Origin of the sequence: Eudoraea adriatica DSM 19308 (assembly GCF_000382125.1) — a bacterium.
GTDB classification, from domain to species: domain Bacteria; phylum Bacteroidota; class Bacteroidia; order Flavobacteriales; family Flavobacteriaceae; genus Eudoraea; species Eudoraea adriatica.
Genome location: NZ_KB907548.1, coordinates 160036 through 186450, shown reverse-complemented (window position 1 = coordinate 186450; position 26415 = coordinate 160036). Strand labels below are relative to the sequence as shown.

The window sequence follows — 26415 nt, the reverse complement described above, 5'->3', positions numbered from 1 at the left end:
CTAAAATGCCTTTTTTGAGATAATTGCCTCGTTTGATAGGGCTGATAATCCTTCTTGTTCCATTAACTTTTGCTGCTGCTTAACAGTTAACGTGCTACCGTCATGGCTCCAACCCGGAGGTCCGAATATATACATAAAGGCATGGGATAATTTTTTAGACTTCTTCACGTCTTTCCATATATCCTTGTACTCATGAGTCAGAATCACCATTGGATTATAAGAGTTAGGAGGATGGATTACACCATATTTAATAGTCTTTTCTTCATTTAATTCTTTCCATGTACCGAAGAGCTTGTCAAAAATATTAAGGATTCCTCCATGGTTTTTATCCAGGTATTCTATATCCTGAGAATGATGTACCTGGTGCATGGTATGTGTATTAAAGATCTTTTCCAGAAAACCCATTTTCGGGATATAGACCGAATGCAATTGAAACTGCCACATAATTTCTATCCCAATGCAAATCAGCACCATTTCTGGTGGGAATCCAATCGCGGGCATCCACATATAGAAAAAGGGTTTGTAAAAAATTGTGAACCACCCGTTACGCACAGCAGTGCCTAAATTAAAATTATCGGAAGAATGATGTACAATATGAGCAGCCCAAAACAGCCTTATTTCATGATTTGCCCTATGAAAGCAATAGTAAGTAAAATCGTCTGCAAGCAAACACAGCAACCAGACATACCACGCATATCCAAAAGATTCATACCCCAGAATATTTGTCCGAACCCCATCCGCTACCGGATTTAGAAATTCATAGGTAACCTCAAATAGTGCTATCGCAAAAATTACTTTAAATATAGGTCCTATAAGTGCAGCACCTATACCCATGGCACCACTTGCAAATAAATCTTTCCAATTGTAAAGTTGTTCGTCTCCGTGCGTTTTGCTGTAAATAAGTTCTAGGATAATCAGCGCAATGAAGCAGGGTACGCCATAAATCAGGGGGTTTGTAAAAGTCATAATTTTATTGAAGTTTTCTCTTTCTTAAATAGAAACTTGGTAAGTATAGACAAAAATGGCCCAATTTACAAGTTAAAACTGGTGTGGTTCTTGTTAAATAAACCTATCAATTCTAATTCATCTAAAAAAGGGTTATTTGCCCTTCCTCATCTCCCTCACTGGATTTGCCTTTGGGTTTTATTTGATTGTTTTCTTTTTTGGAGTTCTTATTTAAATCTTTTGTCTCCGGCACTATATTTTCTTCATCAACAACCTCAATATCTAAAGTTTCGGGCACTTCAGGTACTTCATATGGCAGAGGGGCTAATGCGTTTATCTCGAGCACTTTTTCCCTGGTAAGCTGATTTCCCATGGCAGAACTGCCCTTTATACTAATAAACTCTTCAATATTAATCTCCTGGTTATCTTTACGGTCCATGCCACGTTTCTTGGAAAATACTATTTCCGCCATAGGCCTATAATCCGTAAATACTTTTTCGAGATAGGATTTTGGATGGTCCGTTATTATATTTTCTTCTTTATCAGGATTTTCAACAAGAAATCGCTTTAGATAAAATAACTCCTTGTCTCCTTCCCAGTAAATTACCGATATTGGTTTATTTGGAATCCACTTTTCCAAAACTATTATGTCATCATCAAAACGCATGGTCAGCTCCGGAATCACTACTTTTAGCAGCCCTTTTTGATTAACTATCAGAAGACGGTCTTCGTTGGTAAATTCGCCAAGGAGTTCGCCCCTGTTATCGACATTAAGCCGCTGCACTGTCTCATCAAACCACAATTTACGCGGTTTAAGCGTTGATAGTCCTTTTTCCTTGAGTTCTATTTTTTTTACAGAATATTTGGTGACAATATTTCCTTTTGAAGCCCGTCCCTTTATCATAACATCGGCAAAATCCAAATCCCACTTTAATTTCTTTATGTTTCCGGCCTGTCTTAGAAAAACTGTGACTATTTCTGCCTCGCCATTGGGGTTAGCAGAAAAGTAAGTAATCTCAGAATTATTTTTGCCTGCCGTTAAATCATAGAGTTTATCGCGCGTCATTGAAGTGACATTAAAGCGTTTTACATAGCTGGAACCACCTCTTCCATCCTTATAGATCATATTATAGGTAGTTCGCTTGTCCTTTTTCTTAAAGACCGCTACATGAATTATATTTTTGCCAATAAAGGTCTTGGAATCAACTTTAGTAACCATCATATGACCACTTTTCGTGAATACTATAATATCATCTATATCACTGCAGTCCGTTACATACTCGTCTCGTCTTAATGAAGTTCCGATAAATCCTTCTTCCCGATTAACATATAGCTTGGTATTCCTGATAACCACTTTTGTTGCTTCTATATCATCAAAAATTCTAATTTCAGATTTACGCCCTCTGTCTTTTCCGTATTTACTCTTCAATTCCTTAAAATATGAAATGGCAAAATCGATCAAATTAGTCAGGTTGTCCTTAGTTTGAGCAATTTTATCCTCAAGACTATCAATAAATTGCTGTGCTTTGTCTAAATCAAACTTGGATATTCTTTTTATCCTGATTTCCGTAAGCCTTGCTATATCTTCTTCGGTGACACCTCTTCTGAGATGTTTAATATGTGGCTTAAGTCCCTTATCTATTGCGCTTATAACTCCTTCCCAGGTTTCCTCTTCCTCTATATCTCTATAGATCCTGTTTTCTATAAATATACGTTCAAGCGAGGCAAAATGCCATTGCTCCTGAAGTTCGGCTAACTGTATCTCTAATTCAGATTTAAGCATGGCCACAGTATTATCCGTAGAGCGCCGGAGCATTTCTGTAACTCCTATAAATAACGGTTTGTTATCCTCTATTATGCATCCTAAAGGGGAAATTGAAGACTCACATGAAGTAAATGCGTAAAGTGCATCTATGGTCTTATCTGGTGAAATACCGCCGGGCAGATGAATAAGTATCTCAACCTGGGCCGCGGTATTATCTTCAATCTTCTTTATTTTAATCTTGCCTTTATCATTTGCTTTCAGGATAGAATCTATTAATGAAGAGGTGTTTGTGCCATAAGGAATTTCATTAATAACCAGTGTATTCTTGTCAAGCTGAGAAATTTTCGCCCTTACCCTTATTTTACCTCCTCTTAATCCATCGTTGTAGTTGGTTACATCAATAATTCCCGAAGTGGGGAAATCGGGAAACAGTTTAAAACCCTGACCTCTCAAATGCTTAATGGATCCATCAATAATCTCATTGAAATTATGAGGGAGAATCTTTGTCGATAAGCCTACTGCAATGCCCTCCGCGCCCTGAGCCAGCAATAGGGGAAATTTAACGGGAAGGTTTATAGGTTCTTTCTTCCTGCCATCGTAGGACGACTGCCAATCCGTAATTTTTGGGCTAAAAACAACATCTAATGCGAATTTGGATAGTCTGGCTTCAATATATCGGGACGCTGCGGCACCATCACCAGTTAAAATGTTTCCCCAGTTGCCCTGAGTATCAATAAGAAGATCTTTCTGGCCTATCTGTACCATGGCATCAGCTATGCTCGCATCTCCATGAGGATGGTATTGCATTGTATGCCCAACTACATTGGCCACCTTATTATACCTGCCATCATCCAATTCTTTCAGCGCATGCATAATTCTGCGCTGCACAGGTTTAAAACCGTCTTCTATAGCCGGTACTGCCCTTTCTAATATTACATAAGAAGCGTAATCTAAAAACCAATCCTTATACATGCCCGTAACACGGGTAAGTGCTCCCTGGTCATTACCTTGGTCTTCTTCATTCACTTCATTTACTTCCTCATTCTCCTCCATAAAGAAAGAATAGTATTATTCTAATTTATAACTAGTTATCTTCAATTAAATCCACTTCTACTTTAAGATTTTCAATAATAAATTCCTGACGATCCGGAGTGTTCTTTCCCATATAAAACTTTAAAAGTTCTTCAATAGACAAGGCTTTATCCAGCATAACGGGTTCTAAGCGTATATCATCTCCTATAAAGTGTTTGAATTCATCAGGGGAAATTTCACCCAGTCCTTTAAAGCGTGTGATTTCCGGTTTTCCCTTCAACTTTACAATCGCCTCAATCTTCTCTTCCTGACTATAGCAATAAAATGTTTCCTTCTTGTTTCTTACTCTAAACAGGGGTGTTTGTAAAATATACAAATGATTCTCCTTTATTAACTCAGGGAAAAACTGAAGAAAAAATGTAATAAGCAATAATCGTATATGCATGCCATCTACATCTGCATCAGTGGCGATTACAATATTATTATATCGCAAATCCTCCATGGATTCCTCAATATTAAGTGCAGCCTGCAGAAGATTGAATTCTTCATTTTCATATACTATTTTTTTGGACATCCCATAGGAATTCAAGGGCTTGCCGCGAAGACTGAAAACAGCCTGGGTATTTACGTCTCTCGATTTGGTTATGGAGCCGGAAGCCGAATCTCCCTCCGTTATAAACAAGGTCGATTCTAAGCGTCTTTCGCTTTTCATATCTCCCAGATGCAACCTGCAATCGCGCAACTTCTTATTGTGTAAACTCGCTTTTTTTGCTCTTTCCCGAGCTAGCTTTCTTATCCCGGAAAGTTCCTTACGTTCTTTTTCCGCCTGAACGATTTTCTTATGGATTTGCTCTGCGGTTTCCGAATTCTTGTGAAGATAATTATCAAGTTGTTTCCCGATAAAATCATTGATGTATGTTCTTACCGTTGGGAGTCCTCCACCCATATCGGTTGAGCCTAACTTTGTTTTTGTCTGACTTTCAAAAACAGGCTCCATAACCTTTATTGAAATAGCAGAAATAATTGATTTTCTAATATCCGACGCGTCGTAATTCTTGCCGTAATATTCTCTTATGGTTTTGACGATGGCTTCTCTGAAAGCTGCCTGATGCGTACCTCCCTGGGTAGTATGCTGTCCATTAACAAAAGAATGGTATTCTTCGCTATATTGGGTTTTACTATGTGTAATAGCAACTTCAATATCATGCCCTTTTAAATGAATTATAGGATATAATAAATCCTCTTTAGAATTATTATCTTCAAGTAAATCCTTGAGGCCGTTTTCGGAAAAGAATTTTTCCCCATTAAAAACAATGGTTAATCCCGGGTTCAGATAAACGTAATTGCGGAGCATGCGTTCTACATACTCATTCCTATATTTATATTTTTTAAATATGGTTTCATCCGGAACAAAAGAAATTTTAGTCCCTCTTCTTCTGGAAGTTTCCTCCAAAAGTTCTTCATTTATTAATTCGCCGGTTTCAAATTCAGCAGATTTAGATTTCCCATCCCTGTTAGACTCTACCTTAAAATAAGCAGATAATGCATTAACAGCTTTGGTGCCTACTCCATTAAGTCCGACAGATTTTTTGAAAGCGCGGGTGTCATACTTACCACCGGTATTCATTTTAGAGACAACGTCAACAACCTTGCCTAAAGGTATACCACGACCATAATCCCTGACGGTTACTTTCTCCCGTTGTATGGAAATTTCAATTATTTTTCCTGCACCCATGACAAACTCATCAATACAGTTGTCAATCGTTTCTTTTAACAAGATATAGATGCCGTCATCTGCAGAAGAACCATCCCCGAGTTTACCAATATACATACCGGGACGAAGACGGATATGTTCCTTCCAGTCCAGAGATCTTATGTTTTCTTCGGTATATTGTAACTCTGCCATACTATTTGGGGAATACCTTGCTAATATAAAATTTCAGAGCAGAAATCAAAATGTACGCTGTAGAAAGTAATTAACAATAAAATACGCCGTATTGTTGATAGCGCCTTTATCAGGCCGGTTCAAATAACAAAATCTGTGAATTCTGCATTTAAACATTAAACCTAAAATGCATGATATCCCCGTCTTTAACTATATATTCTTTTCCTTCCACTCGCATTTTTCCTGCTTCTTTCACTTTTGCCTCACTCCCGTAGGCGATATAGTCGTCATAGGAAATAACCTCAGCACGAATAAATCCTTTTTCAAAATCTGTATGAATAACTCCGGCCGCCTGCGGTGCCGTAGAGCCTACCTTGATGGTCCATGCCCTGACTTCCTTCTCTCCTGCTGTAAAATAGGTTTGAAGGTGCAACAGTGAATACGCAGCTCTAATCATTTTGGCAGAGCCGGCCTCTGTCAAACCTAAATCTTCTAAAAACATTTGTCGTTCTTCGTACGTATCTAATTCTGTAATATCTGCTTCAGTACCTACGGCCAGGACGATTACCCCGGCCTTTTCATTGGCAACTGCTGTTTTCACCTGTTCTACATAGGAATTTCCGGAAACGGCTGATGCTTCGTCCACATTGCAGATATAAAGAACTGGTTTATCCGTTATAAACTGCAAGGGTTTTACATAATCGTTTCTGTCATCTTCTTCCATAACTATTGCTCGCACAGATGTTCCGCTCTCTAAACCCTCTTTTACAATTTGCAATATTGCAGCCTCCTTTTGAGCCTCTTTATTTCCTGTTCTGGCTGCTCTATTTACTTTGTCTAACTTCTTTTCAACCGTCTCAAGGTCTTTTAGCTGCAATTCCATATCTATAGTCTCCTTATCCCTAATGGGGTCTACAGAGCCATCTACATGCACCACATTATCATTATCAAAACATCGTAAAACATGCAAAATAGCATCGGTTTCCCTGATGTTCCCTAAAAATTGATTCCCCAAACCTTCTCCCTTGCTTGCGCCTTTTACGAGTCCGGCTATATCTACAATTTCAACGGTTGCAGGTACAACCCTTTCAGGTTTAACCAGTTCTTCCAATTTTTCTAACCTTGGATCCGGTACGTTAACGACACCAATATTGGGTTCAATCGTACAAAATGGAAAATTGGCACTTTGTGCCTTTGCATTGGATAAACAATTAAAAAGAGTTGATTTTCCAACATTAGGGAGACCTACAATACCTGCTTTCATTTATTCTATCTTAATAACATACTGTCCAGCCAAAATGAGCTTTGCGTAATTTGGGTGCAAATATAGTTTTTACCTGTATATTTAGAATCATTAATCTGCCATTATGAAGAAAATTACCCTGCAGGGAATTCTATATGATGATAAGTCGTCTTATTTAAGAGGTCCTGCACTGGCACCCCCCAGGATTAGAAGTTTGTTTAACAGTCCATCTGCTAATTACTTTGCCGAAAATGGCATGGAAATAGTTCCTGAAATCTTTGATGACAAAGGAGACTTTGAAATAAACACCTATTTTGATATTGAATATTTAACTTCTAAAAATCTGAAGAATAGTGAACACTTGCTGACTTTAGGAGGAGATCATTCGATTACTTACCCCCTTATAAAGGCTTTTTACAAATTTCATGGCCCGGTAGACCTTATTCATATTGATGCTCATGCGGACCTATATGACATATTTGAAGGTGACAAATTTTCCCATGCCTGTCCGTTTGCCAGAATCATGGAAGAAAAATTAATAAACAAACTAGTACAAATTGGCATTAGGACACTTTCAAAGCATCAACGAGAACAGTCAGAAAAATATGGCGTTGAAACCATAGAAATGAGACACATTCACAAAGCAACCTCATTAGAACTGAAAAATCCGGTCTATATTTCTTTGGATATTGATGCCTTAGATCCGGCATATGCTCCGGGAGTTTCTCATCACGAACCTGGTGGTTTGAGTACCCGTGAGGTATTAAAAATATTTCAGTCTATAAATGTTCCCGTGCTGGGAGCGGATATTGTTGAATACAATCCAACAAGAGATATCAATGACATAACAGGAATGGTATGTGCAAAGTTCCTGAAAGAGTTAGCGGCGAAAATGATCGAAAATAACTAATAGCAACTAGCTACTCCGGATGCATGAATCTTTGTTTAGCCAAAAGTTCATCCTCCGTTTCTACCCTATCCTCATCCGGAACACAACAATCTACCGGACAGACAGCGGCACATTGAGGTTCTTCATGAAACCCCATGCATTCTGTACACTTATCTGGCACAATATAGTATATTTCATCGCTTATGGGTTCCTGCACTTCTTCTGCATTTACTAACTTTCCATCAGGCAATAAAACCTCACCTTTTAGAGAAGTTCCATCTTTATAACGCCATTCATCAGCGCCTTCATATATCGCAGTATTTGGACATTCGGGTTCACAAGCGCCACAGTTAATGCACTCATCAGTAATAATAATAGCCATAATTTTCTTTTTCTCTTAATATGCAATATACTTGCCCTGATTGTTGGTACAATCTCCAGGCATGCATATTTTTGCGCAAAGGTATATCCTATAACACTATTGCACAAATATAATGGCCACACTGGATCAACGATTTAAAGCTTTTGTTAAACTTGGAGAATTTCTCAGGAGATTTGCAAAAGATTCAAAGGATAATTTAGGTACCTCAGATGACTGGATTCAATGGCACCAAAAATTAGAGAAAGCAATCTTATTAGCCGGGCATAAAAATGGTTGGTTTACGAAGCCGCAGGTTATGTATGCAATAAATGCATGGGCGGAACAGCTTAATGATGAAAAACTCCGTGAATGGCTATTGCCTTATCCTCTTGAGAATAATACTCATAAAACTGTGGCAATAATAATGGCAGGAAACATACCCCTTGTTGGTTTCCATGATTTCTTAGCGGCTCTAATTAGTGGAAACCGGGTGCTTGTAAAATGTTCCTCAAACGACAACATTCTATTACCCTTTATTGCCAATTTTTTAATACATATTGAACCCGGGCTTACTTCTGAAATAGCGTTTAGTGAAGACAGGTTAACCAAATATGATGTTGTTATTGCAACCGGCAGTAATAATACAGCTCGTTATTTTGCCCATTACTTTGGTCATAAACCCAATATCATTAGAAAAAACAGAAATTCCGTTGCCGTTCTTACAGGAAAGGAAACGGAAGAGCAGCTTTATGCCCTTGGAGAGGATATATTTCGTTATTACGGATTAGGGTGTCGCAATGTTTCTAAATTATTTGTGCCACAAGACTACAGCTTCGATGATTTTTTTAAGGGTATAGACACCTATAAATATCTAATTGACCAGAATAAATACGCTAACAATTATGATTATAACAAAGCTGTTTATCTGATGAGTGCATTCGATTTTCTGGATAATGGTTTTTTCTTGCTAAAAGAGGATACGGGATATGCCTCGCCAATTGGCACAGCCTTTTACGAGAGATATGCAGAAATTGAGGGTTTGAAAATAAAGCTAGCCGGGGACAGAGAACAGATTCAGTGTATTGTTGGAGGTGAAATATTTAAAAATGCAATCCCATTTGGTAAAACACAAAAGCCAGAACTGTGGGATTATGCAGATGGGGTTGACACTGTTGAATTCCTGTTAAAAACATAATGGAAATAATCTGTAATCCTGATAAGTTTTTCGGTATTATTTAGGACCTTTAGAGCCTTAAAAAATAGGTTAAAGATGAAAAAACATAATTTTAGTGCAGGTCCTTGTATATTGCCCAAAGATGTAATGCAAAAGGCTTCTGAAGCAGTAATTGAATTAGACGGTATTGGTCTTTCACTAATTGAAATATCACATCGCAGCAAAGAATTTGTTGCTATAATGGAAAAGGCAAGGTCTTTAGCCCTTGAACTATTGGGGTTGGAAGGAAAAGGATATAGTGCTTTATACCTGCAGGGGGGTGCCAGTTTGCAGTTTTTAATGGTGGCGTATAACTTTTTGGAAAACAAAGCCGGGTATATAAATACCGGAACCTGGAGTAGCAAAGCAATAAAGGAAGCAAAGTTGTTAGGTGATGTATTGGAAGTTGCTTCTTCAAAAGACAAGAATTTCAACTATATACCAAGGGGCTATGTGGTACCTAATGATCTGGATTACCTGCATCTAACATCTAATAATACTATTTTCGGAACGCAGATAAAGGAGTTTCCTGATACCAAAGTTCCACTAATTTGCGATATGAGTTCCGATATTTTTTCCAGACAAATGGATTTTTCCAGGTTTGATCTTATCTACGCCGGAGCGCAAAAGAATATGGGTCCGGCCGGTACTACATTGGTTGTCGTGAAAGATGAGATTCTTGGAGATGTATCGAGGAAGATCCCTTCTATGTTGGATTATCAGGTTCATCTGAGCAAAGATAGTATGTTCAACACACCTGCAGTTTTTGCAGTCTATGTGTCTATGCTAACACTGCAATGGTTGAAAGATCTGGGTGGAATAGCAGCAATTGAAGAAATCAACGAAAAAAAGGCAAGCCTTATCTACTCTGAGATTGATCTTAATCCATTGTTTAATGGGTTTGCCAAAAAGGAAGATCGCTCCAGTATGAATGCAACCTTTACCTTAACTGACGAGTCCCTTAAAGATACATTTGATGAAATGTGGAAAGAAGCAGGGATAAATGGTTTAAATGGTCATAGATCAGTAGGCGGCTACAGAGCATCCATGTACAACGCACTTCCCCTGGACAGTGTGGGCGTCTTGGTTGATGTAATGAGTGATCTTGAAAGGAGAGGTTAATTGGCGGATTATACCACCAAACAATTGTAAAAATTCACTAAGAATATCAGAAGATGAAAATACTTGCCAACGACGGGATATCACAAAATGGAATTTCAGCATTAGAAGCAGCTGGATTTGAAGTAATTACAACTACGGTTGCCCAGGAACAGCTGGTTAATTATATCAATTCAAATAATATTGTTGGTATCCTGGTTAGAAGTGCTACTCAGGTTCGGAAGGATATCATAGACAATTGCCCTTCCCTAAAGCTTATTGGCAGAGGTGGTGTTGGGATGGATAACATAGATGTAGCCTATGCCAAAGAAAAAGGTTTACACGTTATCAATACGCCGGCAGCTTCATCAGAATCTGTTGCTGAATTGGTTTTTGCGCATTTATTTGGGGGGGTCAGGTTTCTTTATGATTCAAACAGGCATATGCCTCTTGAAGGAGACAGTAATTTTAAAAAATTAAAAAAATCCTATGCCAAAGGCATGGAGTTACGCGGTAAAACTCTGGGGGTAATTGGATTTGGACGAATAGGACAGGCTACTGCTAAAATTGCAATTGGCATTGGTATGAATGTTATATTTCACGATCCGTTTATCGATTCCGCAACTATTAAATTGCCTTTCTTTGACGGACAATCGGTTAGTTTTAATTTTGAAAATAAAACCAAGGAAGAAGTATTGAGAAATTCAAATTTTATTACGGTCCATGTTCCGGCTCAAAAGGAATATGTAATAGGTAAAAAGGAATTTGACATCATGCAAAGCGGTGTGGGTATTGTAAATGCCGCCAGAGGTGGGGTTGTTGACGAAGTTGCCCTTATTGAAGCTTTGGAGAGTGGAAAAGTTGCTTTTGCAGGCCTTGACACTTTCGAATCTGAACCTACTCCGGAAATTAAAATTCTGATGCATTCAAAAATTTCACTCACACCGCATATTGGTGCGGCCACAGCGGAAGCACAAGATCGAATTGGCCTTGAATTGGCGAATCAAATTATTGCGCTTTTAAAATAAGCCGGAGCTATATGCAATTTTTTTTAGTTGAAATAATATAACAGAAGCTTGATTCTATATCTTTTCAGGCTGCTTTTTTTGAGACATCTTGCATAACATTATCTACCTATTTGAACGTCTGACAGCGTCAGAAAGATTTTACCTGATTTGGACCCCTCCTGTTTAATGGCTTTCCGATCAACCTGGGTCTCTTTCCCCAGAAATCGCAAAGGTATTTTGACATTATTAACGGCAAATTCAACCTCTATAGCCGTTGGAAGAGCATCGATATCATTTTTATAGTTCAAAGAGGTAGTAAAGACTCCTTCCATTTTCGTACTTATTTCAGATTTCACAATTCGTTTTGCACTTGTATCCATAAAAATTGTCGCAATAGAGAATTGAGATTTGGATGAGGTTGGAATTAGATTAATAACCTTGCAGGATACTCCTTTATAATTTTCTTGACCCCTGTTTACAGTTATAAATGGATGTTCAAAGAGTTCATTTAAGGTGAGATCCAATCCCCGTTTTGGAAGCATTATAAAATCCCGGGAAGTAACTTTTGTAGGTTCGCCCTGCCTATATCTTACTTTCCCATATTTGGATGGCATATTAATAAAACTGATGTCTACATCCAGTTTAATCTGTGCTTCATAAGACTTAATGGAATCCATACGCCTTTTAATTAGAAGCAGATCATTATCGATCTCCTGCCCATTAACGGCGTTCAGACTTACAAAAAATAGCAATAAAAAATATAGTCTTTTCACCCTTGAATATCTCTTCGTTTAAAAATTAGAACCCCGATAGCCATTACCAGGATGGAATAAGCCAGCAATAAAATATTTTTGAAGTAAATGCTTGAATACGGCACTTCGTAATAGAAAAAATACTGCCAGCTATCGGTTAACTTGGAAAAAAATAATTCATTGATAATCTCATTATTAAAGTCAATTTTTAGCAACAAATTGCTGCATATCAAGAAAATAGCAGCTACAATCCAGGTTTTTGTAGCGTCCTTTAAAATAACGGCAAGTGTTAAACTTACCACTGAAAAGAACACCATAGTTATGGTACCGGATAAAAATGCGTTTATCAATCGGTAAGACGCATCTTCTGATTCAAAAAAATTCAAGCCATCTAAATACACAACCAAATCTCCATATCCAAAAATCCAATACGAAATTAAAAAGGTAGTCACTGCCAGAATCAGAACAATTAAAAGCGTAAATATTATTGAAACAATATATTTGCTCAAAATAAAATTCAACTTGCTTACCGGCTGAAGCATAACTGTTTCTATGGTCTTGTCTTTATACTCTGAAGTTAAAAATCCCGAAATAATAATCATAAGTATTAATGGGACATGAAACCACAACGAATTCAAAATCAGGTAAATAATTAGGTTTCCATTCAAAAGGTTACCCTGGAATTCAAAAGATTCCTTAAGATTATCAAGCAAGAGGTCTATTATACCTGCGCCCTGATAATAAGCACTCAAAAAAACGAACCCTTCTATTATAAGTATGGCGGCAAGGGCATAAAGCGTTTTGCTTTGCTTACCAATTTTATAAATTTCCGAACGGATTAATGATATCATACTCCTTCTCTGCCAAATAAGGCTTTTAAATCTGTTTGTGGAATACATGAGGTAACTTCCACCCCCTCTTCAATAAGTCTTTGCAGAACCTCAGAAATAGTTGAATCCTTTGGAGATACAAGAACCGATTTGTTCATAAAAACGGCATCAGCATTTTTTAACACTTCAGACATTTCCAAATTCTTCCCCGAAATTTTAAATGTGGTAACATTTTCCTTGAGCAACCGGGCAGCAGATCCTGATTTAATAATTTCTCCGTCATAAAGAACATAAAGCATATCACACAGGTCTGCCAATTCACTAACAATGTGCGATGAAATAATAATTGTTATTTGATTTTCACGACTAAGCTTTTTAATAAGTGCATGTAGTGCGGAAATCCCCATGGGGTCTAATCCTGAGAAAGGTTCATCCAATACAATACAGTCCGGGTTATTTAATAATGCAATGGCCAAGCCAAGTCGCTGTTTCATCCCTAAGGAATAATTTTTTACAGCATCCTTTCTCTCTGGCGAAAGGCCTACCTGGTGCATAGATTCGTTGAAAAGTTCTTTTGTTAGCTTCAATCTTTGAATCTGGGCAAAAACCTTTAAATTTCCATAAGCGGATAGATATCCGTATAATGCCGGTTTCTCAACAATACCTCCGATAGGCTTTATTCCTTCAGAATCTATAGCTATACTTCCACTGTTTTGTTTAATAAGCCCCAATAAGATGCGAAATAATGTAGTCTTACCGGCACCATTAGCCCCGATTAATCCATAAATTCTGCCTTTATGACATTCTATAGTAACATTTTTTAGAACTTCAAGGGAACCATAGGATTTGCAGATGTTCCTGGCTTCAAGTATCATAAGGCTCGTTCCAGATATAGGCTCCTGTAGTCAAATTTAGATTCATAAACCTTTTCAAGAAAAGTTCTTTCCCAAAAATAATTTCGAAATAGAAACATTGGATCATGAATCATAAAATAGGGTATATAATGATACCATTTTATTCCTTTACCATCAAAATAGTCCATTATTTGATCTTTGTAACCCAATTCTTCTGCAGCGACTATAGCTGCATTTCTTTGGCATTTGGAACCTACATACATCTCGGGTATCCTGGTATTGAAACCATGAACAAAAAAAAGATCTTTTGCCCTCTTATAATTTTGAAACCTGGACCAGCCGTCCATTATCACCAGAAATATATGCACAAAAGAAAAAAGAAAACAACTAAACCAAAATGCCAACAACAAGAGTGAAGACTTTTCTAAGGAAGCTTCAAATTGAACCCAGTAAAACCAAGATTCCAAAATAAACAATACCAAAGACCAATATAAAAGTTTACCCACCCGTAAATACGAAACCAAGGGGTGAGGTTGAGGTGGAAGTTCTGCATAATTCATGCCCAAATATAAATAAAAATGGTACAAATAATTTTATGTTATGCCCCCTAATCTAATAATCAGTTTATACTTTAGAGTGGTTCAATTGCTTTATAATTAAAAAAATAGAGTTGTGTACTTAAGTTTTAAACATATTCCCTTTGTAAGAATTAGAATTTGTACATTCCCCTAAAATAAAAAACACTAATCAAATGGAAGGATTATTAGATCTATTAAACAGTCCGATTGGGAAACAGGTAATAAGCGGTGTTGCCGGCCAAACCGGACAAGCTGAAAACAAAACGGCAGATGTATTGAGCATGGCCATGCCTTTGCTTTTGGGTGCAATGAAAAAAAATGCAGCCACTCCGGAGGGTGCGCAGGGCTTAATGAATGCACTATCATCTAAACATGACGGAAGCATACTGGATGATCTTGGAGGCCTTTTTAACGGGGGTGTGGATCAATCCGTAATGGACGATGGAACAGGCATATTAGGCCATGTATTTGGAGGAAAGCAGGTAAATGTTGAGAACACTCTAAGCCAGCGCTCGGGAATAGATACAGACTCCGTTGCCAATATTTTAAAAATTGTAGCTCCGATCGTTATGGGAATTTTAGCTAAGCAAACTTCTGAAAATAAAGTTAGCGATGCGAGTGGAATGGACAATCTACTCGGTAGTATGTTGGGAGGACAGCCAGAAGAAAACCAAAGCCTTCTTACTACGCTACTGGATGCAGATGGCGATGGCAGTATTCTTGACGATGTAGCCGGAATGGTAATGGACAGTCCCAAAAAGAAAGGCGGTATCGGGGGATTATTAGGAAATTTGTTTGGAAAATAAATCCACGTATTTTCTATATTAATTAACAAAACCATTTTTTTAGCGAATGGTTTTTTTTGTACATTATATTTTCTATTCTACTAAAATGAAATTTAAAATTATAATTAAAGTTTTATCCGGTTTGGGCTTGTCATTATTTATCATGCAATGTTCCGGCTCTAAGAAAGCTGTTGATGTTTCTAAAGAGGAAAAGGAAGTATTTAATCAAAAAGGCAAAGACACTGTTGCGATTAAAAATGATAGCCTTGAATACGAAATTATTATCATGGAGATTGGTTTCAACACCTGGCTTCAAAGTATAGCACAACCAAGAGGATACTATACGCAAGAGTTTATGGAAAACAGAAATCGAATCTTTGTTATCAACTGGAACCAGAGAGTTTTGCAGCCAATGCGGTATGATCCCAATTTATATGAGCTTCAGATTAACTATGACCCCAATGTTGATTACGGGTATGAAGTGAACTACCAACTTTATAATTATTTTATTTATTTTCAACGCAAATACAAGCAACGCCTTGGGCCATTTGTGCCGAGAATTAAATGAATATATTTGCAGCGATTTTATTAATTATGGACAAACTTAAAAAACGCTGGGGAATAGAATCCAGTTTTCAACTCATTATAATTCTTATTGTATTCTCGATAACAGGTTCGGCAGCCGTTTACATTGCAAAACCATTTCTGGGTTGGATTGGCCTGGAAAGAGGTAATTTTCCTGAAACCTGGTGGAGTGGTTGGGTATACTGGACACTGAGAATATTGCTGATCTTTCCATTTTACCAGATTCTTTTGGTTCTGTTCGGATGGCTTTTTGGACAGTTCAAATTTTTCTGGAACTTTGAAAAAAAAATGTTAGACAGAATCGGGTTGGGCTTTCTTTTTAAGTAATTTAAGCTTTCTTTAACTTATCCGGAACACTTTATTTGATTTCTTTGATGCGTGGTTAGGCAATACCAGAAAATTTCATTTTCCATAGTTTCATTAGCGCTACTTTTCTTTTTGGCACTCCCCTCGGTAATTCAACTAATTCATGCTTCAGAACATTTATCAACAAACTGCGACAGCGCCTTTGAGTCTCATATACACCTTAAAGAATTGGATTGCGATTTCGATAAATTTACTTTTTCGCATCACTTTTACCTGCCTGTTTTTAAAATTAAATTAATCGCTGAGAGCGTCCTGAATAATGACTTCTCAATCTATTATAATTATAATCCTGAATCAGATTTCCTCTTATTTTCCCTAAGAGCTCCCCCTTCGTTTTCATAACCCGAATTATCATATTTTTTTTAATTTAAAACCATGTTATGAAATATTTATTCCCAATACTTATTGTGTTATTTTATTTTGACAGTTACGCACAGTGTACTCTTAAAGGGAATGTTTCTGCAGAAGATTCAAATAATCCTTTAGAACAGGTTTCTGTTTATTTTCCTCAAATAGAAAAAGGCGGTGTAACCGGAAGCAATGGGGCCTTTGTTCTCAGCAATCTTCCCCTTGGCACCTACAAAATTGTCGCGTCTTTTATGGGATACCAAACATTTTCCTCAGAAATAACGCTTACAGAAGGAATAAATACTTTGAATATTATCCTCTCGCCAAGTGCAATAGAGATGGAAGAAGTCATCGTATCTACCCCATTCCACAAATTACAACGAGAAAACGTAATGAAAGTAGAACAGGCTAAGGTTGAAACTTTAAGGAAAATGGGGGCAATAACACTATCCGATGGTATCACTAATATTCCCGGTGTGGAAAGTGTTTCCACGGGTATAGGCATAGGAAAACCTGTTATCAGGGGCTTGAGTTCAAACAGAGTATTGGTGTATTCTCAGAATATACGACTTGAGAACCAGCAATTTGGTGACGAACATGGCCTTGGTATAAGTGCTTCAGGTTTGGAAAGTGTTGAAGTTATAAAAGGTCCCGCATCGCTCCTTTATGGATCGGATGCCCTGGGTGGAGTACTTTATTTAAATCCGGAACAATTTGCCAATACGAATGAAACTGAAGGCAGTATCAATTTAAACTATTTTACGAATACGCAGGGCATGGATGCTAATGCCGGGTTTAAAACTTCCGGTGAAAAATTCAAATTCCTGCTGCGGGGTTCCTATGCATCCCACACAGATTATGAAGGGGGAAATGATATAAGAGTAACAAACTCCCGATTTAATGAATTTGACATTAAAACGGCCATGGGTTACCAATTCGGGATATTTAAGACAGAACTGCGCTATAATTTAAATAGCTCAGATCTGGGTATTCCTGAAGAAATTGGCATACAGGATTCAGGAAGGACCCCTTTAACGCCGTATCAGGAAATAAACAACCATATAGTAAGCTCAAAAAGTGATTTGTTTTTTAATAATTCCAGTTTAAGGTTAACCTTGGGCTATATCTTCAATAGTCGGAAAGAGTTTGAGGAGGAAGAAGAAGAAACACCTTCGGAGGACCCATCAGAAATGATTCCGGCCCTGGACATGCAACTTTCAACATTTAGTTACAATCTCCAATACAATTTACCCGGCATTGGCCGCTGGAAAACAATTGCCGGTATTCAGGGGATGAACCAGAAAAATGAAAACTTTGGGGAGGAAGTATTAATCCCTGATGCCATTACCAATGATATTGGCCTTTTGGCAACCTCCCATATACACTTCGAAAAAAGTGATATTCAACTAGGTCTGCGATTTGATAATCGGTCCATAAAAGGTGAGGAAACAGGAATTTTGGGCGAAGAAGGATATATCGCACAATTAGATAGAAACTTTAACAGCTTCAATGCAGCCCTGGGTTATAGAATAGATCTTTTAAAGAATTTTATAGGCCGAATTAATATTGCAAGTGGGTTCAGAGCCCCGAATTTGGCGGAACTTACTTCAAACGGAATACATGAGGGAACGAACAGGTTTGAAATTGGTAATCCAAACCTTAAGAATGAAAATAATCTGCAAACCGACATTGCCCTGGAATACAATAGTCAACATTTTGAATTTTTTGCCAATGGTTTTTACAATAGTATAAGTGATTATATTTTTATTGAACCCAATGGCGAGTTTGTCGATAATAATCCGGTTTATAACTATATACAACAGAATGCAACTTTATACGGCGGCGAAATTGGATTTCATTTCCATCCTCACCCTCTGGATTGGCTGCATGTACAGAGTAGTTTTGAATCGGTGACCGGACAATTGGATAATGATGATTATCTGCCTTTAATACCGGCAAATAAGCTAAGTAATACATTGCGGATAGAATTTAATAATTCCCAAGAATGGATAAAAAAGGGTTACGCGTTTATTACCCTGAATACCATATTTGATCAAAATAAAGTAGCGACCTTTGAAACTTCCACTGAAGGCTATAATCTTTTAAATGCCGGTTTTGGGGCAAGTCTAAACATCTTTAAACAAGATATGGAATTGGTGGTAACTGCATTAAATATTCTTAACGAGGATTATATTTCCCATTTATCCAGGCTTAAGGTAGATAATATCTCCAATATAGGAAGGAACATAAATATTGGTCTAAGTATTCCTTTATAAGAATTGTGTTTTAGGTCAAAAGGAGGTTAAAAAAGGTTGATTGCAATAAACAAGGGAACAAAAAGGCTTAGTTTTCTTCAATAGTAACGCTATTGTTACCTTTAAAAATATAGGTATAGAGCCACATTAAAGTAAAAGAAGGAATGATGTCTAATCCTGGTACAATTTCTTCAATAAAAGCAATTAATCCGGCTATTTTACCAGGGTTCCCTTTGTACATTTTTGTCATTAACCAACCGGCAACAGGCGCCCAAATCAAATCTGTAAACTCCCCAATACCCGGCATTAAAAGCGAAAGCATACCAATTCCGTCAAAAAGGAGACCCAATAGAAGGAGTTTATATTTTTTCTTTTTAATCATTTAGTAAGTTAAAACAAGGCCACCGGTTATTAGTTTGATCTGCATCGGTAACTTCAAAACTTAAGACAAATCTGAGCTGATTAATTTTAAAAATTCATTACGAGTTTCTTCTTTTTCGAAAGATCCCCTGAATCCGGATGTTGTGGTTACAGAATTCTGTTTTTGAACACCGCGCATCATCATACACATATGTGCTGCCTCTATAACAACAGCAACTCCCTGTGGTTTTAAGGTGTCATTTATACAATCCAAAATCTGCTCGGTCAGACGTTCCTGAACCTGTAACCTGCGGGCAAAAACATCAACAATTCTTGGCAATTTACTCAGTCCTACTATATGACCATTTGGAATATAAGCAATATGTGCTTTTCCGAAAAACGGTAAGATATGATGTTCACACAGGGAATACAATTCAATATCCTTAACAATTACCATTTCGTTATAAGACTCTTTAAACATTGCACTCTTTAGGATTGCTGCTGCATCCTGTTTATAACCCTGCGTTAAAAACAGCATTGCTTTTGCCGCTCTTTCCGGTGTTTTTGCTAATCCTTCCCGGTCTGCCTCCTCTCCTATTTCATGGATTATTCCGGAAAAACGTTCCATTATTTCATTAGTAACTTTTATGTTATATTCTTCCAGGTAATGGTACGATTTCATAGCAAATAGTATAAATAGCTTAATTTAAAGTAATTCGAATTTAAAGGTTTCTGTATTAAAAATCATAAATTATTCTAATATTAATAATTTCAAAGTATTTATACTTTTCCATAAGCCTTTTGTTGGTAGTTTCCCTATGCATTACATTTTGAAGTGTTAGCCGTATTGTTTACTTTCATGCCCTAATAATTTGTAGATGATTAAGGCCATTAATATCCAAAAATATTTCGGAGATCTTCAGGTTTTAAAAGGGGTAAATCTTCATGTAAAAGCCGGGGAAGTGGTCTCTATTGTTGGACCTTCGGGAGCCGGTAAGACAACCTTGTTACAAATTTTAGGCACATTGGATGTACAGTCTAACAAAGGGGAAAGTGAACTAAAAATAAATGACGTCGACATTAATTCCTTAAAAGATAAAGCATTAGCCGCTTTTAGAAATAATCATATAGGATTTATTTTTCAATTCCATCAATTATTACCTGAGTTTACAGCGCTAGAAAATGTATGTATTCCCGCATACATTAAAAGAACAGCGAAGGCGGAGGCGGAGTCCAGGGCCACTGAATTACTGAATTTTCTGGGACTTTCCAATCGGATCAATCACCGTCCGAACGAGCTGTCTGGTGGCGAACAACAGCGAGTTGCAGTAGCAAGGGCACTGATAAATAGTCCTTCTGTTATACTTGCAGATGAGCCAAGCGGCAATCTGGATTCGGAAAGTGCGGACAAACTGCATCAACTCTTTTTTCAATTACGAGATGAATTTGGGCAAACTTTTATTATTGTTACTCATAACGAAGAATTAGCGGAAATGGCGGATAGGAAGTTAACGATGATAGACGGACAAATCATAGACCAATAAGTTGAAGAAGCTTTGGGAATTCTCAATAAATATTTTTCCAGAATTGTACTAAAACGGATTATCATTGAAATTTGATGAGTTAAGAGATTTTTTGGATGCAAAAGTTGTCCAATATAACAACCCCCAGTTTCTGGATTCAGATCCTATTCAGATTCCACATTTATTCACAAAAAAAGAAGATATTGAGATTAGCGCATTTCTCACGGCAACTATTGCATGGGGTAATCGCAAAAGTATTATCAATAATGCAAACTTCTTAATGGAATTATTGGACAATGACCCTCATAATTTTATAGTAGCCCATAAAGGATCAGATTTACTAAAGCTTGAGCCCTTTGTTCACCGTACTTTTAATAGTACCGACTTAATGTATTTCCTTAAAGCTTTAAGATATATATATAAACAATACAACGGCTTAGAAGGTATTTTCAGCCAATATACCTCAGATACATCTGCACAGCCCGCAATTACAAAATTTAAACAACTTTTCTTTGAATTAGGACATCCTAAAAGAACAACAAAGCATGTTTCAGATCCGGCAATGGGTTCTGCAGCAAAACGAATGAACATGTTTCTAAGGTGGATGGTACGAGATAATACCACCAATGTAGATTTCGGGATCTGGAAATCAATCTCCCCGGCAATTTTATCATGTCCCCTGGATGTCCATTCCGGCAATGTAGCCAGGAAACTCGGGTTATTAACCAGGAAACAAAATGACTCAAAAGCCGTTGCTGAACTCGATTTACAGCTGCGTAAAATGGATCCCCTGGATCCTGTTAAATATGATTTTGCCTTATTTGGACTAGGGGTATTTGAAAAGTTTTAGTTTATTTATTAATAACTCTTTTTAGGCCAATTAGTTATATCCTAACCTTTAAAAAAAAATTCTACCAGCATTTATATACAGACCTTATAGCAATCAACATCGGCTGCAGGAAAATACATATTTAACTAGAGACCTAGTGTGCCTAAATTCAATTGAATTTTAGAATTTCCCTTTTCTATCGATTCGTAGATCGCTTCAACAATAATCATATCTCGTTTGCCCATTTCGCCGGGAGCAATGTTTGGGGTGTTACTTAAAATATGTCGTGCAAAATCATCCATTTGTAATTTTTGCTGGCGTTCATGAGGAAAACTTAAATCCCCACTGGAAGTCGTACCTGCCAATGGGCCATAAGAACTGGCTGGGTTTAATTCATACCACCCTTTATCACAGCTGGCGTACATTCGATTTACATTGGTATTATGCGATGTCATAATATTACCAAATGCCCCGCTTGAAAATTCAAATTGTGCCGTAATGGTCTCATCTGTATCCTTAAAATATTCAGGTCTCGAACTAAATTCCTGCGCGGTTACAGATATTGGGTTCTCCCCTGTTCCGTAAATTGCACTTTGTATTGCATAAACCCCCATATTCATTAATGCCCCACCCCCTGAAAGCGCTTTATTTAATCGCCATTGATCCGGGTTACCACCAGAACGGTAGGCCGCTTCAGCTGATATATATTGTACATTCCCGAAAACCTTCTCAGCGACTATTCGCTTTATTTCCTGAGTATACGGTTCTGAGTGCAGACGGTAACCAACACTTAATTTAACATTCGCTTTTTTACATGCATCTATTATTGCATCACATTCCTCTACGCTTACGGCCATTGGTTTTTCACAAATTACGTGTTTACCGGCTTTGGCCGCCCTGATTGAGAAATCGGCATGCATAGAATTAGGAAGCACTACATATACTATATCAATTGAATCATTGGATGCGATATTATCAAAATTCTCATAATTATAAATATTCGTATCCGGGATATTGTACTTATCCTGCCATATCTTTTCTTTTTCAGGAGTCCCGGTAACAATTCCTGCCAAATAACACAATTCACAGTCTGCTAAAGAGGGAGCTAATTGATAAGTACTATAACTCCCCAATCCTACCAGAGCTACACCTAATTTCTTTTTTTCCTGATTTTCTCCACTTATTGCACAGGCAAAGGGCATTCCGCCAAGCAGAGTAACACCACCAATACCTTTAGACAGTGTTTTATTAAAAGATCTTCTGGAAATATTTCTCATACTCTTAGATTTAGTTATTAGAATTGTTTTAGTGCTAAGCTAAAGATAGGGAACAAATTTCTATTCTTTTCAATTTTAGTGTTAGTGATAATCTGGTTTTTCGGCCAAATTCCATACTTTAGGTCTATCAAAAATCACTCAGGAATGAAAAGATTAACCCTATTCGTCTTATGCATACTAAGTCTCAATATCTCATTAGCCCAAAATCGTAAATTACCTTTAGACACCGTTGTCATTACACAGCACAATGTGACTGTTAACGGGAGTGCATTTACGTATACAGCCAAAACCGGAACTCAACCTGTCTGGGATGAGCTGGGTGAGCCAATAGCATCGTTACATTATACCTATTACACCCGCAACAATGTAAAGGATAGAGCAAGTCGTCCGTTACTCATATCATTTAACGGCGGACCCGGTTCTGGCTCAGTTTGGATGCATTTGGCATATACAGGACCACGAATTTTAAAGATTGATGATGAAGGGTATCCTGTCCAGCCATACGGTGTGAAGCAAAACCCCTATTCCATATTGGACGTAACAGATATAGTTTATGTGAATCCTGCTAATACCGGATATTCACGAACTATACCGGAAAGTGGCAAGGAAGTAGATCGCAGCAAATTTTTTGGTATAAATGCGGACATTAAATATCTGGCAGAATGGCTGAATACCTTTGTTACCCGCAACAACAGATGGAGTTCTCCAAAATATATTATTGGTGAAAGTTACGGGGGTACGAGGGTAATGGGGTTGGCCCTTGAACTCCAAAACCAGCAATGGATGTATTTAAATGGGGTAATCATGGTTTCCCCGGCTGATTACAAGGTAATTCGCACAGATGGTCCTGTAAGTAACGCTTTAAATTTGCCTTATTATACTGCGGCAGCCTGGTATCAAAAAGCCCTGGATAACAATCTTCAACAAAAAGATTTATTGGATATTTTACCAGAATCCGAGGCTTATACAATTAACACATTGATACCCGCCATAGCAAAAGGGGGATTTATAAGTGAGGAGGAAAAGAATTCCGTAGCAGAAAAAATGGCATACTATTCAGGGCTCTCTAAAAAGGAAATTTTAGATCATAATCTTGTAGTGCCTACCTCATATTTCTGGAAAGGGTTATTAAGAGATCGCAGCGGTTATACCATTGGCAGGCTGGATAGTCGATACCTGGGCTTAGATAAGCAAATTTCGGGCAGCAGGCCAGATTATAACTCTGAGCTAACTTCTTGGTTACACAGCTTCACCCCTGCTATTAATTATTATTTGCAGGAAGAACTTCAATTTAAAACAGATATCAAATATAATATGTTCGGCCCTGTACGCCCATGGGATAATAAAGATGATAATACCAGAGATAATCTGAGACAGGCCATGGCACAAAACCCTTATCTGCACGTGTTGGTTCAATCCGGATATTATGATGGTGCCACCACTTACTTTAATGCAAAATATACGATGTGGCAAATAGACCCCAGCGGACGCATGAAAGACCGTTTTGAGTTTAAGGGATATCGCAGTGGACATATGATGTACCTTCGTAAAGAAGATTTGGAAAAAGCAAACTCCGACATTAGAAGTTTTATTGAAAAGACCATGTCAAAAGGAAAATCTGCCAAGTATTAGGATAACAGTACTCACGCTATGAATTATCAATAATTCGAAGCAATAACGTTTATTTCTCTTAATTGAACTAGCGAATAGAAGTCCGGGTTAATTGTTTTTCTTTTTCGCAGGTTTTTGCTTTAAAGTCTTTCGCAATTCACCGGTTCTCCCATACTTTTAGATCAACTTGAACGTTAAAAAGGTATATCAATGGGGTTACCTAATCAAAACTTAAATGTTATGAAAAATAGGAGAGTATATGTCTTAGCTATTCTAATTGCATTATTTTTTGCAGTTTCCTGCGAGAAATCTGATGAAACTGCGGCTACATCCAATAGCTTGGCATTACCGCTTTATGAATCTATGGCAATAGATTTTAGTGATTTTACCGATAATTCAAATTCCGGAAAAAGTACGGCGTTGGTTTATTATGACAAAGCCCCTAATGGAAACTGGTTTTTTTCAAAAATTGTGGTTGATGTTTGGAATTCAGCCCTTTTTACAACCCTGGCCGTACCTGTAGCCTCCTTTAAGTCTGCATTCGCATATTCTCCTCGGGATTTAGGAGATAATAGATGGCAGTGGACCTACACAGTAGATGGCTTTGCAAGCCAATATTCTGCACGTCTTATAGCCGAAGTAACTGGTGAAGAAGTCCTATGGAAAATGTATATTACAAAGATTGGAATTGGAGCCTTTGAAGAATTCCTGTGGTTTACCGGAAGTTCGGCAATGGATGGTAATAGCGGGTTTTGGTTATTAAATGAAAGTGCAGAAAATCCGGAAGCAATGTTAAGGATAGACTGGAAGCGAACAAATGATGAAATTGGCACTATCCGATATACATGGGTTAGAGAGCTGGATGAACAGCAGAATGCTGATATGTTTAAAGACAGCTATTTCGAGTACGGACTTCAGGATGGTGATTTTGATGCCTATTTCAAAGCATATGTATACGAAAGCAGCAGGCAGGGTTTTAGTGATATAAGAATTGAATGGAATAGAGAGACCTTTTTTGGCAGAGTAAAATCATTGGATTATTTTGAAGATGAAGAATGGCATTGCTGGGATGGCAATGGAGAAGATGCTCCATGTCAGTAATCGGGCATTTTAGTTATATAGTCCCCTGCATTTATTTAAATGCGGGGTTTTTTAATTTCAATATGTACAGTATAGCAAATTCTGATAGACCTTTTAATTTAAGTCACTTATATTTATAACATTTTGTACCTTTTGAATCAATATAATATAACTGCAAATTATGATTTTAAACATATTTAAAAACACTTTAGTTATCTGCCTGTTTTTTACGTCTTCCTTTTTAAGTGCCCAGGATTGGGCACAACTAGAGCACTTTAGCACTGCCAACAAGGAACTGCCCAATGCCAAAACCAATGAAAATCGTGTCGTTTTTATGGGAAACTCAATTACTATCGGATGGTCTCATCACCAACCGGAGTTTTTTGAGGGTAAACCTTATGTGAATAGAGGTATAAGCGGACAGACAACTCCCCAAATGCTGGTACGTTTCAGGCAGGATGTGATTGATTTAAATCCAAAAGTGGTAGTAATCCTGGCAGGAACTAATGATATTGCCGGCAATACAGGACCATCTTCATTAGAAATGATTGCCGATAATCTAATGTCCATGGCAGAATTGGCAGAAGCGAATGACATAAAAGTTGTCTTATGTTCCGTCTTACCTGCTTTTGACTATCCCTGGCGCAAAGGACTTAAGCCAAATGAAAAGATTCCGGCCCTGAATAATATGATAGAGGCATACGCCAAACGTAAAGGCTATGTTTACCTGGATTATTTTTCAGCAATGACTGACGGAAACAATGGCCTGCGGCAAGATCTTGGCAGCGATGGGGTCCATCCTAATAAAAAGGGGTATGAATTAATGGCGCCTTTAGCTGAAAAAGCGATCGCAAATGCATTGGGCAGCTAGTAACTTTTCAATTCATTGATATTTAGGCCGGCCATCTCCCTTTTCACTTGCAAATATTGAAAATAGCAATATA

At 37.6% G+C, this 26415-nt stretch carries 25 protein-coding genes; 13 read left to right on the top strand and 12 right to left on the bottom strand.

What is annotated here, in order from left to right:
* From G504_RS0107815 to ychF, 4 genes are all read right to left on the bottom strand, one after another.
* A complete protein-coding gene (locus G504_RS0107815; protein ID WP_019669603.1) occupies positions 1–966 on the bottom strand; it encodes a sterol desaturase family protein in 966 nt (321 codons plus the stop codon).
* Between the two features lie 121 nt (positions 967–1087).
* A complete protein-coding gene (locus G504_RS0107810) occupies positions 1088–3763 on the bottom strand; it encodes a DNA gyrase/topoisomerase IV subunit A (RefSeq protein WP_019669602.1) in 2676 nt (891 codons plus the stop codon).
* A 31-nt stretch (positions 3764–3794) separates the two neighbouring features.
* Positions 3795–5648 (bottom strand): DNA topoisomerase IV subunit B, encoded by a 1854-nt coding sequence (locus tag G504_RS0107805; protein ID WP_019669601.1) that lies wholly within the window; start codon positions 5646–5648, stop codon positions 3795–3797.
* A 148-nt stretch (positions 5649–5796) separates the two neighbouring features.
* The gene (gene ychF, locus G504_RS0107800; protein WP_019669600.1) at positions 5797–6891 is read right to left on the bottom strand and encodes a redox-regulated ATPase YchF; all 1095 of its coding nucleotides are present in this window, start codon (positions 6889–6891) and stop codon (positions 5797–5799) included.
* A 103-nt stretch (positions 6892–6994) separates the two neighbouring features.
* Here ychF and speB point away from each other — a divergent pair, with 103 nt between their 5' ends.
* Complete coding sequence (speB, locus tag G504_RS0107795; protein WP_019669599.1) at positions 6995–7780, top strand: agmatinase; 786 nt, start codon at positions 6995–6997, stop codon at positions 7778–7780.
* Positions 7781–7790: 10 nt separating this feature from the next.
* On the opposite strand, the gene G504_RS0107790 is transcribed toward speB, so the two are convergent.
* Complete coding sequence (locus G504_RS0107790; protein WP_019669598.1) at positions 7791–8141, bottom strand: 4Fe-4S dicluster domain-containing protein; 351 nt, start codon at positions 8139–8141, stop codon at positions 7791–7793.
* A 112-nt stretch (positions 8142–8253) separates the two neighbouring features.
* On the opposite strand from G504_RS0107790, the gene G504_RS0107785 reads away from it, so the two are divergent.
* The 3 genes from G504_RS0107785 to G504_RS0107775 all read left to right on the top strand — a co-directional run bounded on the left by G504_RS0107785 (position 8254) and on the right by G504_RS0107775 (position 11459).
* The gene (locus G504_RS0107785) at positions 8254–9315 is read left to right on the top strand and encodes an acyl-CoA reductase (RefSeq protein ID WP_019669597.1); all 1062 of its coding nucleotides are present in this window, start codon (positions 8254–8256) and stop codon (positions 9313–9315) included.
* Positions 9316–9390: 75 nt separating this feature from the next.
* On the top strand, positions 9391–10455 hold the full coding sequence (gene serC / locus G504_RS0107780) for a 3-phosphoserine/phosphohydroxythreonine transaminase (RefSeq protein ID WP_019669596.1): 1065 nt from the start codon (positions 9391–9393) through the stop codon (positions 10453–10455).
* 53 nt (positions 10456–10508) lie between these two features.
* Positions 10509–11459, top strand: a complete 951-nt coding sequence (locus G504_RS0107775) for a D-2-hydroxyacid dehydrogenase (protein WP_019669595.1) — start codon at positions 10509–10511, stop codon at positions 11457–11459.
* Positions 11460–11557: 98 nt separating this feature from the next.
* Here the strand turns inward: G504_RS0107775 and G504_RS0107770 are convergent, their stop codons facing one another.
* From G504_RS0107770 to G504_RS0107755, 4 genes are read right to left on the bottom strand one after another with little or no spacing between them, the layout of a single operon-like run.
* Entirely contained in the window at positions 11558–12211 is a 654-nt protein-coding gene (locus tag G504_RS0107770; protein ID WP_019669594.1) for a hypothetical protein, read from the bottom strand.
* A complete protein-coding gene (locus G504_RS0107765) occupies positions 12208–13041 on the bottom strand; it encodes an ABC transporter permease (protein WP_019669593.1) in 834 nt (277 codons plus the stop codon). The genes G504_RS0107770 and G504_RS0107765 overlap by 4 nt, the downstream gene beginning before the upstream one ends.
* Entirely contained in the window at positions 13038–13895 is an 858-nt protein-coding gene (locus tag G504_RS0107760) for an ABC transporter ATP-binding protein (protein WP_019669592.1), read from the bottom strand. Before G504_RS0107760 ends, G504_RS0107765 begins: the two co-directional genes overlap by 4 nt.
* Complete coding sequence (locus G504_RS0107755; protein WP_019669591.1) at positions 13892–14434, bottom strand: hypothetical protein; 543 nt, start codon at positions 14432–14434, stop codon at positions 13892–13894. Before G504_RS0107755 ends, G504_RS0107760 begins: the two co-directional genes overlap by 4 nt.
* Before the next feature lie 191 nt (positions 14435–14625).
* Here G504_RS0107755 and G504_RS0107750 point away from each other — a divergent pair, with 191 nt between their 5' ends.
* The 4 genes from G504_RS0107750 to G504_RS0107735 all read left to right on the top strand — a co-directional run bounded on the left by G504_RS0107750 (position 14626) and on the right by G504_RS0107735 (position 18812).
* A complete protein-coding gene (locus G504_RS0107750) occupies positions 14626–15258 on the top strand; it encodes a DUF937 domain-containing protein (RefSeq protein WP_019669590.1) in 633 nt (210 codons plus the stop codon).
* Between the two features lie 85 nt (positions 15259–15343).
* Positions 15344–15805 carry a DUF6146 family protein gene (locus tag G504_RS0107745; protein WP_040443992.1) on the top strand — a complete coding sequence of 154 codons (462 nt, stop codon included), beginning with the start codon at positions 15344–15346 and terminating at the stop codon, positions 15803–15805.
* Positions 15806–15831: 26 nt separating this feature from the next.
* Positions 15832–16149 (top strand): DUF6787 family protein, encoded by a 318-nt coding sequence (locus G504_RS0107740; protein WP_026348460.1) that lies wholly within the window; start codon positions 15832–15834, stop codon positions 16147–16149.
* Positions 16150–16568: 419 nt separating this feature from the next.
* On the top strand, positions 16569–18812 hold the full coding sequence (locus G504_RS0107735; RefSeq protein WP_019669587.1) for a TonB-dependent receptor: 2244 nt from the start codon (positions 16569–16571) through the stop codon (positions 18810–18812).
* A gap of 67 nt (positions 18813–18879) precedes the next feature.
* On the opposite strand, the gene G504_RS0107730 is transcribed toward G504_RS0107735, so the two are convergent.
* Together G504_RS0107730 and folE are read right to left on the bottom strand one after the other, a co-directional pair.
* Positions 18880–19173: a hypothetical protein gene (locus G504_RS0107730; RefSeq protein WP_019669586.1), complete on the bottom strand. Its 294-nt coding sequence runs from the start codon at positions 19171–19173 to the stop codon at positions 18880–18882.
* Between the two features lie 60 nt (positions 19174–19233).
* Positions 19234–19833, bottom strand: coding sequence for a GTP cyclohydrolase I FolE (folE, locus tag G504_RS0107725; RefSeq protein ID WP_019669585.1), 600 nt, complete (start codon positions 19831–19833; stop codon positions 19234–19236).
* 196 nt (positions 19834–20029) lie between these two features.
* Here folE and G504_RS0107720 point away from each other — a divergent pair, with 196 nt between their 5' ends.
* Positions 20030–20695 (top strand): ABC transporter ATP-binding protein, encoded by a 666-nt coding sequence (locus G504_RS0107720; RefSeq protein ID WP_019669584.1) that lies wholly within the window; start codon positions 20030–20032, stop codon positions 20693–20695.
* A 64-nt stretch (positions 20696–20759) separates the two neighbouring features.
* Positions 20760–21524, top strand: a complete 765-nt coding sequence (locus G504_RS0107715; protein WP_019669583.1) for a TIGR02757 family protein — start codon at positions 20760–20762, stop codon at positions 21522–21524.
* 125 nt (positions 21525–21649) lie between these two features.
* Here the strand turns inward: G504_RS0107715 and G504_RS0107710 are convergent, their stop codons facing one another.
* A complete protein-coding gene (locus G504_RS0107710) occupies positions 21650–22780 on the bottom strand; it encodes a Gfo/Idh/MocA family protein (protein WP_019669582.1) in 1131 nt (376 codons plus the stop codon).
* A gap of 144 nt (positions 22781–22924) precedes the next feature.
* On the opposite strand from G504_RS0107710, the gene G504_RS0107705 reads away from it, so the two are divergent.
* The 3 genes from G504_RS0107705 to G504_RS0107695 all read left to right on the top strand — a co-directional run bounded on the left by G504_RS0107705 (position 22925) and on the right by G504_RS0107695 (position 26342).
* On the top strand, positions 22925–24412 hold the full coding sequence (locus tag G504_RS0107705) for a S10 family peptidase (RefSeq protein WP_026348458.1): 1488 nt from the start codon (positions 22925–22927) through the stop codon (positions 24410–24412).
* A gap of 219 nt (positions 24413–24631) precedes the next feature.
* Positions 24632–25492 (top strand): hypothetical protein, encoded by an 861-nt coding sequence (locus G504_RS0107700; RefSeq protein ID WP_157473135.1) that lies wholly within the window; start codon positions 24632–24634, stop codon positions 25490–25492.
* A gap of 160 nt (positions 25493–25652) precedes the next feature.
* A complete protein-coding gene (locus G504_RS0107695) occupies positions 25653–26342 on the top strand; it encodes an SGNH/GDSL hydrolase family protein (RefSeq protein ID WP_019669579.1) in 690 nt (229 codons plus the stop codon).
* The last annotated feature ends 73 nt before the right edge of the window (positions 26343–26415 follow it).

Coding starts and splice junctions, on each gene's coding strand:
- G504_RS0107720 (WP_019669584.1), top strand. CDS start 20,030: ATGATTAAGGCCATTAATATCCAAAAATATTTCGGAGATCTTCAGGTT.
- ychF (WP_019669600.1), bottom strand. CDS start 6,891: ATGAAAGCAGGTATTGTAGGTCTCCCTAATGTTGGAAAATCAACTCTT.
- G504_RS0107700 (WP_157473135.1), top strand. CDS start 24,632: ATGAAAAATAGGAGAGTATATGTCTTAGCTATTCTAATTGCATTATTT.
- G504_RS0107775 (WP_019669595.1), top strand. CDS start 10,509: ATGAAAATACTTGCCAACGACGGGATATCACAAAATGGAATTTCAGCA.
- G504_RS0107760 (WP_019669592.1), bottom strand. CDS start 13,895: ATGATACTTGAAGCCAGGAACATCTGCAAATCCTATGGTTCCCTTGAA.
- G504_RS0107705 (WP_026348458.1), top strand. CDS start 22,925: ATGAAAAGATTAACCCTATTCGTCTTATGCATACTAAGTCTCAATATC.
- G504_RS0107745 (WP_040443992.1), top strand. CDS start 15,344: ATGAAATTTAAAATTATAATTAAAGTTTTATCCGGTTTGGGCTTGTCA.
- G504_RS0107810 (WP_019669602.1), bottom strand. CDS start 3,763: ATGGAGGAGAATGAGGAAGTAAATGAAGTGAATGAAGAAGACCAAGGT.
- G504_RS0107695 (WP_019669579.1), top strand. CDS start 25,653: ATGATTTTAAACATATTTAAAAACACTTTAGTTATCTGCCTGTTTTTT.
- G504_RS0107815 (WP_019669603.1), bottom strand. CDS start 966: ATGACTTTTACAAACCCCCTGATTTATGGCGTACCCTGCTTCATTGCG.
- speB (WP_019669599.1), top strand. CDS start 6,995: ATGAAGAAAATTACCCTGCAGGGAATTCTATATGATGATAAGTCGTCT.
- G504_RS0107785 (WP_019669597.1), top strand. CDS start 8,254: ATGGCCACACTGGATCAACGATTTAAAGCTTTTGTTAAACTTGGAGAA.
- G504_RS0107735 (WP_019669587.1), top strand. CDS start 16,569: ATGAAATATTTATTCCCAATACTTATTGTGTTATTTTATTTTGACAGT.
- G504_RS0107730 (WP_019669586.1), bottom strand. CDS start 19,173: ATGATTAAAAAGAAAAAATATAAACTCCTTCTATTGGGTCTCCTTTTT.
- G504_RS0107805 (WP_019669601.1), bottom strand. CDS start 5,648: ATGGCAGAGTTACAATATACCGAAGAAAACATAAGATCTCTGGACTGG.
- G504_RS0107750 (WP_019669590.1), top strand. CDS start 14,626: ATGGAAGGATTATTAGATCTATTAAACAGTCCGATTGGGAAACAGGTA.
- G504_RS0107755 (WP_019669591.1), bottom strand. CDS start 14,434: ATGAATTATGCAGAACTTCCACCTCAACCTCACCCCTTGGTTTCGTAT.
- folE (WP_019669585.1), bottom strand. CDS start 19,833: ATGAAATCGTACCATTACCTGGAAGAATATAACATAAAAGTTACTAAT.
- G504_RS0107790 (WP_019669598.1), bottom strand. CDS start 8,141: ATGGCTATTATTATTACTGATGAGTGCATTAACTGTGGCGCTTGTGAA.
- G504_RS0107765 (WP_019669593.1), bottom strand. CDS start 13,041: ATGATATCATTAATCCGTTCGGAAATTTATAAAATTGGTAAGCAAAGC.
- G504_RS0107710 (WP_019669582.1), bottom strand. CDS start 22,780: ATGAGAAATATTTCCAGAAGATCTTTTAATAAAACACTGTCTAAAGGT.
- G504_RS0107740 (WP_026348460.1), top strand. CDS start 15,832: ATGGACAAACTTAAAAAACGCTGGGGAATAGAATCCAGTTTTCAACTC.
- serC (WP_019669596.1), top strand. CDS start 9,391: ATGAAAAAACATAATTTTAGTGCAGGTCCTTGTATATTGCCCAAAGAT.